The sequence below is a fragment of the Actinomadura sp. KC216 genome (assembly GCF_004348535.1).
Taxonomy (GTDB): domain Bacteria; phylum Actinomycetota; class Actinomycetes; order Streptosporangiales; family Streptosporangiaceae; genus Spirillospora.
On record NZ_SMJX01000089.1, the window covers coordinates 1 to 12,903 of the forward strand.

At 71.4% G+C, this 12,903-nt stretch carries 11 protein-coding genes; 1 reads left to right on the plus strand and 10 read right to left on the minus strand.

Going from position 1 to position 12,903, the window contains the following annotated elements; translation table 11 throughout:
• Positions 1-85 precede the first annotated feature (85 nt).
• The 7 genes from E1264_RS17475 to E1264_RS17505 all read right to left on the minus strand — a co-directional run bounded on the left by E1264_RS17475 (position 86) and on the right by E1264_RS17505 (position 8,698).
• Positions 86-751, minus strand: a complete 666-nt coding sequence (locus E1264_RS17475; protein WP_132174727.1) for a response regulator — start codon at positions 749-751, stop codon at positions 86-88.
• Positions 748-3,282, minus strand: coding sequence for a sensor histidine kinase KdpD (locus tag E1264_RS17480; RefSeq protein ID WP_132174729.1), 2,535 nt, complete (start codon positions 3,280-3,282; stop codon positions 748-750). Before E1264_RS17480 ends, E1264_RS17475 begins: the two co-directional genes overlap by 4 nt.
• Positions 3,283-3,295: 13 nt before the next feature.
• Complete coding sequence (locus tag E1264_RS17485; RefSeq protein ID WP_207935979.1) at positions 3,296-4,141, minus strand: potassium-transporting ATPase subunit C; 846 nt, start codon at positions 4,139-4,141, stop codon at positions 3,296-3,298.
• Positions 4,141-6,195 (minus strand): potassium-transporting ATPase subunit KdpB, encoded by a 2,055-nt coding sequence (gene kdpB, locus E1264_RS17490; RefSeq protein ID WP_132174731.1) that lies wholly within the window; start codon positions 6,193-6,195, stop codon positions 4,141-4,143. Before kdpB ends, E1264_RS17485 begins: the two co-directional genes overlap by 1 nt.
• On the minus strand, positions 6,195-7,856 hold the full coding sequence (kdpA, locus tag E1264_RS17495; RefSeq protein WP_132174733.1) for a potassium-transporting ATPase subunit KdpA: 1,662 nt from the start codon (positions 7,854-7,856) through the stop codon (positions 6,195-6,197). The genes kdpB and kdpA overlap by 1 nt, the downstream gene beginning before the upstream one ends.
• The gene (gene kdpF / locus E1264_RS17500; RefSeq protein WP_132174735.1) at positions 7,857-7,946 is read right to left on the minus strand and encodes a K(+)-transporting ATPase subunit F; all 90 of its coding nucleotides are present in this window, start codon (positions 7,944-7,946) and stop codon (positions 7,857-7,859) included. It lies immediately after the preceding gene.
• A gap of 179 nt (positions 7,947-8,125) precedes the next feature.
• Positions 8,126-8,698: a TetR/AcrR family transcriptional regulator gene (locus E1264_RS17505; protein ID WP_132174737.1), complete on the minus strand. Its 573-nt coding sequence runs from the start codon at positions 8,696-8,698 to the stop codon at positions 8,126-8,128.
• Between the two features lie 108 nt (positions 8,699-8,806).
• Between E1264_RS17505 and E1264_RS17510 the strand changes: the two genes are divergently transcribed.
• Positions 8,807-9,742, plus strand: coding sequence for an NAD(P)-dependent oxidoreductase (locus E1264_RS17510; RefSeq protein ID WP_132174739.1), 936 nt, complete (start codon positions 8,807-8,809; stop codon positions 9,740-9,742).
• Here E1264_RS17510 and E1264_RS17515 read toward each other — a convergent pair.
• From E1264_RS17515 to E1264_RS17525, 3 genes are read right to left on the minus strand one after another with little or no spacing between them, the layout of a single operon-like run.
• Positions 9,693-10,493, minus strand: a complete 801-nt coding sequence (locus E1264_RS17515) for a TIGR00730 family Rossman fold protein (protein ID WP_207935981.1) — start codon at positions 10,491-10,493, stop codon at positions 9,693-9,695. The genes E1264_RS17510 and E1264_RS17515 overlap by 50 nt on opposite strands.
• Positions 10,490-11,563 (minus strand): succinyl-diaminopimelate desuccinylase, encoded by a 1,074-nt coding sequence (gene dapE, locus E1264_RS17520; RefSeq protein WP_132174741.1) that lies wholly within the window; start codon positions 11,561-11,563, stop codon positions 10,490-10,492. The genes E1264_RS17515 and dapE overlap by 4 nt, the downstream gene beginning before the upstream one ends.
• Positions 11,564-11,596: 33 nt before the next feature.
• Complete coding sequence (locus E1264_RS17525; RefSeq protein WP_243710989.1) at positions 11,597-12,847, minus strand: transposase; 1,251 nt, start codon at positions 12,845-12,847, stop codon at positions 11,597-11,599.
• Positions 12,848-12,903 lie beyond the last annotated feature (56 nt).

Consider the following 12,903-nt stretch of genomic DNA (forward strand, 5'->3'; position numbering starts at 1 on the left):
GACCTTGGCTTTCCCTTCCACGCTCCCCACCTCCCGGCCCGGTTCCTTCCCTCCTCCCGGAGATCAGGCATGGGAGTTCGGGAGCTCAGGGCTGGAAGCGGTAGCCCATCCCGGGCTCGGTGAGCAGGTGCTTCGGGTGCGCGGGGTCGGTTTCGAGCTTGCGGCGGAGCTGCGCCATGTACTGGCGCAGGTAGTGGGTCTCGCGCCGGTAGGACGGCCCCCACACGGTCGTGAGGAGCTGCTGCTGGCTGATCAGCTTGCCGGGATTGCGGATCAGGATCTCCAGCAGGTGCCATTCGGTCGGGGTCAGGTGGACGCCGCCGCTGACCGTCTTGCCCGCCAGGTCGACGGTGCGGTCGCCGACGTCCACGCGCGACACCTCGCCCGTCACCGTCACGCGGCGGGACACGGCGCGGATGCGGGCGACGAGCTCCTCGATGTCGAACGGCTTGGTGACGTAGTCGTCCGCGCCCGCCTCCAGCGCCTCGACCTTGTCCTGGCTGCCCGCCCGCCCGGACAGGACGATGATCGGCACCCGCGTCCAGCCGCGCAGCCCGTGGATGACGTCCACGCCCGGGATGTCGGGCAGCCCGAGGTCGAGGACGACCAGGTCGGGCGGCGACGCACCGGCCAGGCGGAGCGCGGTGGTACCGTCGGCGGCGACGTCCACGTCGTAGTCGCGGGCGCGCAGGTTGATGCGGAGCGCGCGGAGGAGCTGCGGTTCGTCGTCGACGACCAGGACGCGTGTCACGGCGCCTCCCCCCGCTTGTGGACCGGCAGCGCGACGATCATGGTGAGGCCGCCGCCCGGGGTGTCCTCGGGGACCAGCTCGCCGCCCATCGCCTCGGTGAGCCCGCGGGCCAGCGCGAGGCCGAGCCCGACGCCGGTGTGGTTGTCGCGGTCGCCGAGCCGCTGGAACGGCAGGAAGATCCGTTCCCGGTCGGCGGGCAGGACGCCGGGACCGCGGTCGGCGATCCGCAGCTCGACCCGGTCCTTGATGGCGCCCGCGGTGATCAGGACGTGCTCGCCCGGCGGGCTGTGCCGCAGCGCGTTCGCGATCAGGTTGACGAGGACGCGTTCCAGCAGCGCGGGGTCGGCGGTCACCTCCGGCAGCAGCGGGTCGAGCCGGACGGTGACGTCCCCGCCGCCGAGGTCGTCCAGGGCGCGGGGCATGATCTCGTCCAGCGCGATGGGCTGCGCGGCGATGCCGAGGACCCCGGCCTGCAGGCGGCTCATGTCGAGCAGGTTGGCGACCAGCCGGTCGAGCCGGTCGAGGGACTGGACGGCGGTGTCGAGCAGTTCGGCGCGCTCCTCCGGCGTCCACTCGACGGAGCCGGTGCCGAGGCTGTCGACGGCGGCCTTCGCCGAGGCCAGCGGCGTGCGCAGGTCGTGGCTGACGGCGTTGAGCAGCGCGGTCCGCATCCGGTCGGCCTCCTCCAGCGGGCGGGCCCGTTCCGCCTCCGCCTCCAGCCGCTGCTGGCGCAGCGCGCCCGCCGCCTGGACGGCGAACGCCTCCAGCACGCGCCGGTCCCCCGCCGGGAGCGGGCGGCCGCGGATCGCCAGCGTGAGGCCGTCGCCCGCCGGGATCTCGGTGTCGCCCTCGCCGGGCGACGTGCAGGGGCGCCCGCCGACCGTCGCGACGATCCGCCAGTCGGCCGGGTCGCCGTGGCTGTCGGGCGTGGCCGGAACGGGCCGTTCCAGCAGCGTCACGGACGTCAGCCCGAACGTCTCGCGCATCCGTCCGAGCAGGGTGTCGAGGGCGCGCTCGCCGCGCAGCACGTTCCCGGCGAGCGTGGACAGCAGCCCGGCCTCGCTTCCGAGCTTGGCCGCCTCCCGCGACCGCCGCGCCGCGTGGTCGACGACCATGCTGACCCCGACGCCGACCAGCACGAACACCGCGAGCGCGATGAGGTTCTCCTGCTCGGCGACGGTGAACCGGTGCAGCGGCGGGGTGAAGTACCAGTTGAGCAGCAGGAACCCGGCGACGGCGGTGAACAGCGCGGGCCACATCCCGCCGACCAGCGCGATCGCGACGACGGCGGCGAGGAAGAACAGGATGTCGGACGGCAGCGACAGCGCGGGCCGCGCCTCCGCCAGCCCGAACGTCAGCAGCGGCAGCCCACCCGCCGCCGCCAGGAACCCGGCGGCGCGGCGGCGGGCCGACAGCCCCTGGTCGCGGACCGTCCGGTGGATGCCCTGCCTGGCCTGGTCGTGGGTGACCATGTGGACGTCGATCGTCCCGGACAGCGCCGTCGTCGTCGCCCCGATCCCCGGCCGCAGGAGCTGCGCGAGCCGTCCCCGCCGGGAGATGCCGAGGACGAGCTGCGTCGCGTTGACGGCGCGCGCGAACTCCAGCAGGGCGCGCGGGACGTCGTCGCCGACGACATGGTGGAACGTGCCGCCGAGCCCCTCCACGATCTCCCGCTGCCGGGCCAGCTCGCGCGGCCGGGCGCCGCCGCTCAGCGCGTCGCCGCGCGCCACGTGCACGGCGAGCAGGTCGGCGCCCTTCGAGCGGGCGGCGATGCGGGTCGCGCGGCGCAGCAGCGTCTCGCCCTCGGGACCGCCGGTGAGCGCGACGACGATCCGCTCCCGCGCCTCCCAGGTGCCGCCGATGCCGTGGTCGGCGCGGTACCGGTCGAGTTGCTCGTCCACCTTGCCCGCGAGCCACAGCAGCGCCAGCTCGCGCAGCGCCGTGAGGTTCCCGACGCGGAAGTAGTTGGAGAGGGCGGCGTCCACCTTCTCGGGCGTGTAGACGTTGCCGTGCGCCATCCGGCGGCGCAGCGCCTCCGGCGCCATGTCGACCAGCTCGACCTGCCCGGCGCCGCGGACCACCTCGTCGGGGACGGTCTCGCGCTGCGGCACGCCGGTGATGTTCTCCACGACGTCGTTGACCGACTCCAGATGCTGGACGTTCACGGTCGTGATCACGTCGATCCCGGCGTCGAGGATCTCCTCGACGTCCCGCCAGCGCTTGTCGTGCCGGGAGCCGGGAACGTTGGTGTGGGCGAGCTCGTCGACCAGCACGACCTCGGGGGCGCGGCGCAGCACGGCGGGCACGTCGAGCTCGGTGAACTCGGCGCCCCGGTGCGTCACGGTCGCGCGGGGCAGGACCTCCAGGCCGTCGAGGAGGGCGGCGGTGCGGGCGCGCCCGTGGGTCTCGACGTAGCCGACGACGACGTCGGTGCCGCGGTCCCGCCGCCGCCGCGCCTCCGACAGCATGGCGTAGGTCTTGCCGACCCCTGGGGCGGCGCCCAGGTAGATGCGGAGCTGCCCCCTGGCCATGGGCTCCATCCTCTCAGCCCCGGTAGGGGGCGGCCTTGTCCAGGGCGATGTTGAGCTGCAGGACGTTCACCACGGGCTGCCCCATGAACCCGAGCGCGCGCCCGGTCGTCGCGCCGCCGACGAGCTTCTGGACCGTCCGCACCGGGACGCCGCGCGCCTCCGCGACGCGCCTCATCTGAAGATCGGCGTAGGCGACGGAGATGTGCGGGTCGAGCCCGGAGCCGCTCGCGGTGACCGCGTCGGCCGGGACGGCGGGCTCGGCCGGGGCGCTCCCCCGGATCGGCACGATCGTCCCGGCGCGGGGATCCAGGCCGGGCGGGGCGCACTCCACCGTGACGCCCTTGTACTCGGCGACGAACGGCACGGCCACCGGGCACGGCTCGTTGACGCTGATCACCCTCGCCGCCTGGACGGACAGGACGGCACCGACCCCGCTTCTGGTGCAGTACGGGCGCGAGCCGTCGACCCCGTTCAGCTCCCCGATCTCCTTGCTGCGGGTGCAGACCATGCTGAGCAGGCTCTTCTGCTCGCCGCCCCTGTCGATGACGTCCTCGGGCCCGAGGTTGCTCGCCGAGGTGGCGGTCGGGTCGTAGCCGTCGCCCGCCGCAGAGGGACGGCCCTGGAAGTACTGCTTGAGCGGGTTCCCCTCCGCGTCGGTGAACGGCTGGCCGATCAGCTCGCTGCCGACCCGCCGTCCGTCGGCGCTGACGTAGGAGCCGTCCGCGTGGTCGTTCAGGCCGGGCACCTGCGCGACGGCGGTGATGGCCAGCGGATACAGGACGCCCAAGACGGCGGTGAAGACGAGCAGCGCGCGGAGCGCGGCGAGATGCGGGCGAAGCCGGCCTGGTAGTGCGTTCATCAGTCGATCCCCGGAATGAACTGGACGAGAAGGTCGATGAGCTTGATCCCTGCGAACGGGGCGGCGATCCCGCCGAGCCCGTAGACCAGCAGGTTGCGGTTCAGGAGCCGGGCCGCCGAGCCCGCCCGGTACCGGACGCCGCGCAGCGCCAGCGGGATCAGCGCCACGATGATCAGCGCGTTGAACACGACGGCCGACAGGATCGCCGACTGCGGGCTGGACAGCCGCATCACGTTCAGCGCGTCCAGGCCCGGGAACAGCGCGACGAACAGCGCCGGGATGATGGCGAAGTACTTGGCGACGTCGTTGGCGATGGAGAACGTCGTCAGCGCGCCCCGCGTGATGAGCAGCTGCTTGCCGATCTCGACGATCTCGATGAGCTTGGTCGGGTCGGAGTCCAGGTCGACCATGTTCCCGGCCTCCTTGGCGGCGGACGTGCCGGTGTTCATGGCGACGCCGACGTCGGCCTGCGCGAGCGCGGGCGCGTCGTTGGTGCCGTCGCCGGTCATCGCGACGAGCCGCCCGCCCTCCTGCTCGGACCTGATGAACGCCATCTTGTCCTCGGGGCGGGCCTCGGCGATGAAGTCGTCCACGCCCGCCTCGTCGGCGATGGCCCGCGCGGTGAGCCGGTTGTCCCCGGTAACCATGATCGTTTTGATGCCCATGGCGCGCATCCGGTCGAACCGCTCGCGCATGCCCGCCTTGACGACGTCCTTCAGATGGACGACGCCGAGCACGCGGGCTTTCCCATCGCGCGCCTCCGCGACGACCAGCGGGGTGCCGCCGGACGCCGAGATGCCGTCCACGACGGCGGCGAGCGCGTCCGGCACCTCCCCGCCCTGCTCGCGGACCCAGTCGGTGACCGCGCCGGACGCGCCCTTGCGGAGCCGCCGCCCGTCCACGTCCACGCCGGACATCCGGCTCTGCGCCGTGAACGGCACCCACTCCGCGTGCGACAGCTCGCCCGGGTGCCGCTCGCGCAATCTGTACGCGGCCTTGGCGTGCACGACGACGGACCGCCCCTCGGGCGTCTCGTCGGCCAGCGAGGAGAGCTGCGCCGCGTCCGCCAGCTCGGCCCCGGTCGTCCCGCCGACCGGGACGAACTCCGACGCCTGCCGGTCGCCGAGCGTGATCGTGCCGGTCTTGTCGAGCAGCAGGGTGTCGACGTCCCCGGCGGCCTCGACGGCGCGTCCGGACATCGCCAGCACGTTGCGCTGGACGAGCCGGTCCATCCCCGCGATGCCGATCGCCGACAGCAGCGCCCCGATCGTCGTCGGGATGAGGCACACCACCAGGGAGACCAGCACGATCCCGGTGACCCCGTGCTCGTCGAGCGCGAAGCCGCCGTCCGTGCCCGGGGCGTTCGCCATGGAGTAGATCGCGAGCGGCTGCATGCTCGCGATCGCCACCAGGAAGATGATCGTCAGCGCGGCGAGCAGGATGTTCAGCGCGATCTCGTTCGGCGTCTTCTGCCGGGACGCGCCCTCCACCAGCGCGATCATCCGGTCCACGAACGACTCGCCGGGCCGCTGCGTGATCTTCACGACGATCCGGTCGGAGAGCACCCGGGTCCCGCCGGTCACCGCGCTGCGGTCGCCGCCGGACTCGCGGATGACCGGCGCCGACTCGCCGGTGATGGCCGACTCGTCCACGCTGGCGATGCCCTCGATGACGTCCCCGTCGCCGGGGATGATCTGCCCGGCCTCGACGATCACGAGGTCGCCGCGCCGCAGCCCGGCCGCCGCGACGGTCTCCTCTCCCCCCGACTCGGTGATCCGCCGTGCCGTGGTCTCCTTCTTCGCCTTGCGGAGCGTGTCGGCCTGCGCCTTGCCGCGCCCTTCGGCCACGGCCTCGGCCAGGTTCGCGAAGATCACGGTGAGCCAGAGCCAGACCGTGATCAGCACCGCGAACACCGAGGGGTCGAGGACGGCCATGACCGCCGTCCACACCGCGCCGATCTCGACCACGAGCATCACGGGGTTGCGCCACATGACGCGCGGGTCCAGCTTGCGCAGCGCGGCGGGCGCGGAGGCGAGCAGCAGGCTTGCGAGCATCAGTGGATCCCCTCTGCGAGCGGCCCGAGGGCGAGCGCGGGAAAGAACGTCAGGGCGACGAGGATGAGCGTCACGCCGGCGACCAGGCCGACGAACTGGGGGCGGTGGGTCGGCAGCGTCCCCGCCGACGCCGGCACCGGCGTCTGCCGCGCCAGCGACCCGGCGAGCGCCAGGGCCAGCACGATCGGCAGGAACCGCCCGAACGCCATGGCCAGGCCGAGCGCGACGTCGTAGAACGTGGTGGCGGCGGTGAGGCCCGCGAACGCCGAGCCGTTGTTGTTGGCCGCCGACGTGAACGCGTACAGCACCTCCGACAGGCCGTGCGGCCCCGCGTTCAGCATGCTCGCGCGCGGCGTCTCGAACGCCATCGCGATCCCGGTCCCCGCCAGCACGATCATGGGTGTGACCAGGAAGTACATCGAGGCCAGCTTGATCTCGCGGGCGCCGATCCGCTTGCCGAGGTACTCGGGCGTCCGGCCGACCATCAGCCCGGCGACGAACACCGTGATGATCGCCAGGATGAGCATCCCGTACAGGCCGGAGCCGACACCGCCGGGCGCGACCTCCCCGACCATCATGTTCAGCATGGCCACCGCGCCGCCGAGGCTGGTGTAGGAGTCGTGGAAGGAGTCGACCGCCCCGGTGGAGGTCAGCGTGGTCGCCGCCGCGAACGTCGCAGAGTTCGAGACCCCGAACCGGGCTTCGGTGCCCTCCGACGCGGCCGCCACCGACTCGGGGACCGTCCCGTGGTGCGCGAGCTGCGCCGCGTTCAGCGCGACGACGCTGAGCAGCGCCAGCACGCCCATCACCGCGACGATCGCGCCGCCCTGCCGCCTGTCGCCGACCATGCGGCCGAACGTCCGGGGCAGCGAGAACGGGATCAGCAGGATGAGGAGGATCTCGATCCAGTTCGTCCAGGCGGTCGGGTTCTCGAAGGGGTGCGCCGAGTTGGCGTTGTAGAATCCGCCGCCGTTGGTGCCGAGCTCCTTGATCGCCTCCTGGGACGCCACCGGCCCGCCGGTGATGGTCTGCTTTCCGCCCGTCAGCGTGGTGACGGTGTGCGGGTCGGCGACGTTCTGGATCGCTCCACCGGCGACCAGCACGACCGCCGCGACGGCGGCGATCGGCAGCAGGACGCGCGTCACGGCCCGCGTGACGTCCACCCAGAAGTTCCCCAGCTCGCCGGTCTTCCGCCGGGCGAGGCCCCGGACGAACGCCATCGCGACGGCGATCCCGACCGCGGCCGACACGAAGTTCTGCACCGCGAGCCCGGCCATCTGCACGAGGTGGCCCATGGTGCTCTCGCCGGAGTACGCCTGCCAGTTGGTGTTGGTGACGAAGCTGATCGCCGTGTTCCACGCGATGTCGGGGTCGACGCCGCCGAACCCGAGGCTGAGCATCAGGTGGCCCTGGAGCCGCTGGAGCCCGTAGAGGGCCAGCACGGACACGGCCGAGAACGCCAGCACGCTGCGCGCGTAGACGCTCCAGACCTGCTCGGCGTCCGGGTCGACGCCGACGATCCGGTAGATCAGCCGCTCGGCCCTCCAGTGCCGGCGGGAGGTGAACGTCCGGTACATGTGGTCGCCCAGCGGCACGTGGACCGCCGCGAGCACGAGGATGAGGGACCCGATGAACAGGATCCCGGCCGCCGTCGCCCCCATCTAGAACTTCTCCGGGCGGATCAGCGCCACGACGAGGAGGACGAGCAGCCCGGCGGCGAGGGCCAGCCCGACCGCGTTCTCGGGACTCACAGCCGTCCCGCCCCCTTCACGACGAGGCCGAGCAGCGCGAAGACCGCGAGCGTCAGCACGATGAGCACAAGGTCTGCCATGCCCGCAGAAAACACCCGTTTCGGACGCTTTTCGCCGGTCTTGACGCGTTCCCTACGCCCGCGCCCGCCATCTTCACGCGATCCATACGCGGACGGCGCTCAGTCCCCTCCGGCGGCCGCCTCGACGCAGGAGTCCAGGTAGGGGCCGAGCTCGCGCGCCACGGTCCGCAGCGGCCGGACGTTCCGCTCCGCGCGCGCCATCAGGATCGCGCCCTCCAGCGAGCTGATCATCAGCGTGGCGAGCGCGTCCGCCCTCCGGGACGGGACGCCCATCGCGGCCAGCTCCCGCGCGAGCGGACGCCGCCAGTCGGCGAACGCGGCGGCGGTCGCGGCCCGCGTCGAGGCGACGGTGTCCGCGCAGTCGACCGTCGCCGCCGCGACCGGGCAGCCCTTCGCGAAACCGGCCGTCCGGTACTCATCGATCCACTGCCGGACCATCGCCTCGAACAGCCGTCCCGGCGTCGGGCGCGACATCGCGGCCATGAACCGCGCGACGCGCTTGCTCGCGTACCGGCCCGCCCATTCCACGGCCTCGTTGACCAGCTGCTCCTTGCCGCCGGGGAAGTAGTGCTGCAGCGAACCGCGCGGCGCCCCGGCGTGCTCGGCGACGTCCCGCAGGCCGGTGGCCGTGACGCCGTCGCGGCGGATGAGCTGCGCCGCGCTGAACACCATGCGCTCCCGAGGCCCACGACTTTCGCCCATTGCATCCTTCACCTGGGCCATTATCATGACCGTTGTCATAACTCGCAAGATCGGACGACGGCACGGCCGGAGGCGGCGATGGGTGCGGACATCGGTTTCATCGGTCTCGGCGTCATGGGCCGGCCCATGGCGCTCAACCTCGCCCGCGCCGGTACCGGCCTCGTCGTGTGGAACCGCACCGCCGCGAAGTGCGAGCCGCTGCGCGCCGCCGGAGCGGAGGTCGCGGCCAGCCCCGCCGACGTGTGCCGCCGCGCCCGCGTCGTGTTCCTCATGCTGGCCGACGGGCCCGCGATCGACGCCGTCCTCGGGCGCGGCACGCCCGCCTTCGCCGCGAACGTCGCCGGGCGCGTGATCGTCCACATGGGCACGACGTCGCCGGGCTACTCCCGCGGCCTCGAAACCGACGTCCGCGCCGCCGGGGGCCGCTACGCCGAGGTGCCGGTGTCCGGCTCGCGCGGGCCCGCCGAGGAGGGCCGCCTGGTCGCGCTGCTGGCGGGCGACCCGGCGGCGGTGGCCGCCGTCCGCCCGCTGATCGGGCCGATGTGCCACGCGTCGTTCGAGTGCGGCCCGGTGCCGAACGCGATGCTGATGAAGCTCTCGGTCAACCTGTTCCTGATCACGATGGTCACCGGGCTGGCGGAGGCGTTCCACTTCGCCCGGCGGCACGGCCTGGACGAGCGGCGGCTCCGCGAGGTGCTCGACGCCGGCCCGATGGCGAGCACCGTGTCACGCGCGAAGTCGCAGAAGCTCGCCGCCCGCGACTTCGGCGTCCAGGCGTCGATCGTCAACGTCCTGGACAACAACCGCCTGGTCGCCGAGGCCGCCGGGGACGCGGGCATCGCCTCGCCGCTGCTGGACGTCTGCCACGCCCTCTACGGCGAGACCCTGGCGCTGGGGCACGGCGAGGAGGACATGGCGGCCGTCGTCCGGGCGATCGAGTCGCGCACCGCGGCGGAACGCGCGGTCACTCGGCGGCGGTCTCCCCCGCCTCGGCCGACGCGCGGGCCTCGATGATCTCCTGCTCGGCCCGGGTGTGCCCGTCGATGATGATCCGGACGACCTCCTCCGGGTCGTCGGTGACGTGGATCAGATCCAGGTCCTGCGGGGAGATTTTGCCGCTGGTCAGCATCACCTTCTCGACCCAGTCGAGCAGCCCGCTCCAGAACTCCGTGCCGACCAGCACGATCGGGAACCGGGTGATCTTCCTGGTCTGGACGAGTGTGATCGCCTCGAACAGCTCGTCCAGCGTCCCGAACCCGCCGGGCAGCACCACGAACGCCTGCGAGTACTTGACGAACATCGTCTTTCTGACGAAGAAGTAACGGAACTCCAGCCCGATGTCGAGGTGGTCGTTGAGCCGCTGCTCGAACGGCAGCTCGATACCGAGCCCGACCGACAGCCCGCCGTTGTCGTTGCAGCCCTTGTTGGCCGCCTCCATGATCCCCGGCCCGCCGCCGGTGATCACGGCGTAGCCGGCGTCGTGCAGCCGGGCGCCGATGTCCACCGCGAGCTCGTACTCCTCGGTGCCCGGCTTCGTGCGGGCGCTGCCGAACACGCTGACGGCCTTCGGCAGCTCGGCGAGCAGGCCGAAGCCCTCGACGAACTCCGCCTGGATCCGCAGCACCCGCCAGGGGTCGGCGTGCACCCATTCGACGGGGCCGCGGCCGTCGAGCAGGCGCTGGTCGGTGGTGGTCTGGGGGACGGCCCGTCCCCGCAGCATGGCCGGCCCCTGCCGGCGCGAGCGCGAGTTCACATCCGATGTCATGGACACACGTTAGTCGGACCCTCCAGCCACGCGCGCATACGTTGCTCGCACTCGGCGATGAGGGGAATGTCGACGTATTCGTCCTTGGTGTGCGCGAGGGTCGGCTCGCCGGGGCCGTAGTTGACGGCCGGGACGCCGAGTTCGGAGAAGCGGGCGACGTCCGTCCAGCCGAGTTTGGCGCGGACACCGGCCCCGCTGGAGGCGACGAACGCGGCCGCCGCCGGATGCGTCAGCCCGGGACGGGCCGCGGAAGCGGCGTCGGTGACCGTCACCTGGAAGCCATCGAAGATTTCCCGGACGTACGCCTCCGCCTCAGCAACGGACTTATCCGGGGCGAACCGATAATTCACGGTGACGACACACTCGTCCGGGATGACATTTCCCGCGACGCCACCCCTGACGAACACCGCGTTGAGCCCCTCCCGGAACTCCAACCCGTCCACGACCGGACGCGACGGCTCGTACGCCCGCAGCACATCCAGAATGCGCCCGGCCGTGTGGATCGCATTGGACCCCATCCACGCCCGCGCACTGTGCGCCCGCTCTCCCACGGCGGTGACCTCGGCGCGCAGCGTCCCCTGGCAACCGCCCTCGATCTGCGCGCCCGTCGGCTCCATCAGCACGGCGAAATCGCCCGCGAGCAGCTCCGGACGGCTCTCGGCGAGCTTCCGCAGCCCGTTGTGCTCGGCCTCGATCTCCTCGCACTCGTAGAACACATAGGTGATGTCACGCGACGGCTCGACAACCGTGGCGGCAAGGCGCAGCGCAACCGCGACACCGCTCTTCATGTCGGTCGTCCCGCACCCGTAGAGCCGGTCGCCGTCCACCCGCGACGGGAGGTTCCCGTTCAGCGGCACGGTGTCGAGATGCCCGGCCAGAACGACCCGCTCATCCCGCCCGAGCCGGGTCCGAGCGACGACGTTGTTCCCGGCGCGCTCCACGTCCAGATGCGGAAGCGCCCGCAGAGCCTCCTCGACGGCGTCGGCAAGCGCCTTCTCCGCGCCGCTCACCGACTCGATGTCGACGATGGCCGCCGTGAGGTCCACCACGTCCGAGAACAGATTCAGCATACCGAAGTCCTATCTTGACGATCCTCCCCATGGCTAAAGCCGGGGATTCCGGGGCCGTGGGCCCGGAGCGGTAATACCTTGCGGGTTCCCGCTGGTTGGCGCTTCGCAGACCGGGGCATCCCGAGGTCTCCACGCCCTGTGACCCGAATGTCCCCGGGCCAAAACGTTCTTCGCCCCAACCGTGTCAGCATGCTCATGATGCCCGCAGGCGGTGCACACGAACTTCGCTTGGCTCTTGCGATTGTCCGGGTGCACATGCCCGCAGCCCGAGTTCGGACACGTCTGGGAGGTGTAAGCGGGGTTCACGGTGAGGACCGCCGTACCCGCGTGTCTGGCTTTGTTACGGCAGGCCAGCTCGAACATGCGCCAGCCTTTGTCCAGGATCTTTCGGTTCAGCGCGGATTTGGCGGCAACGTTCGTACCGGGCTGCTCCATGGTGCCTTTAGCCGAGGCGGTCATGCCCCGTGTGTTCAGTGCTTCAAGTACGACCAGAGCATTGCCGCGGACCACGGTGGCGGCGGTCTGCCCACAGAAGTCCGCTCGCCGGTCACGTTCCCGGCGCCTGATGGTGCGGATCTTCGCCTTGACGGCCTCGCGGCGTCGGGATCCGGGCCGGCACCGATGACATTGCCGTTCCAACCTGAGCAGGCGTTGACGTTCGCCGGGCGTAAGGAAGGCCCGGTCGAAGAACCGGCCGTCGGAGGTGGCGACCGCTTGAACGATGCCCCGGTCAATGCCCACTCTGCCACGTTCAAGACTCACGGAGCGTTCAGGTTCGCCAGTCTCCACCAGGAAGCTGATGTGCCACTGGGAGCCGTCCCGCTTGAGCGTCGCCGAACGGATCGTGCCACCCAGCGGGCGGGACCAGCGAAACCGGATCCATCCCATCTTCGGGAGTTTCGCGAGCCCCCACTTGCGGCCTATCCGCTTCACCCGGATCCTTTTCCCGTCGGGGAACCGGAAGGACGGCGACCAGAAGTGTCTTCCGACCCTCGCACGCCAGTTCACCTTCCATGGACTGTAGGTGCGGCATGCCCTGTCCAGATCCATCAACGTCTGTTGCAGACAGTGCGCCGGCACGGTCCTAAGCCACGGATGCTCCACTTTAGCCTCGGCCAGTTCACGAGCCTGGTTCCGGTACCCGATGAACGCGCCCCTGCGCCGGTAGGAGCGGCGCTGCTCCAAAGCGGTGTTCCATACGGCCCGGCACACCGCACCGATCTGCTCGGCGTAGTCTGCCTGCCAGACATCAAGGTAGGCGCGATATTTCCGGCCGGTCAGCATGACTCACCTCCCACGAAAGACACAGTGGAGCGCGATGTCGGTTTTACCCGCAATGT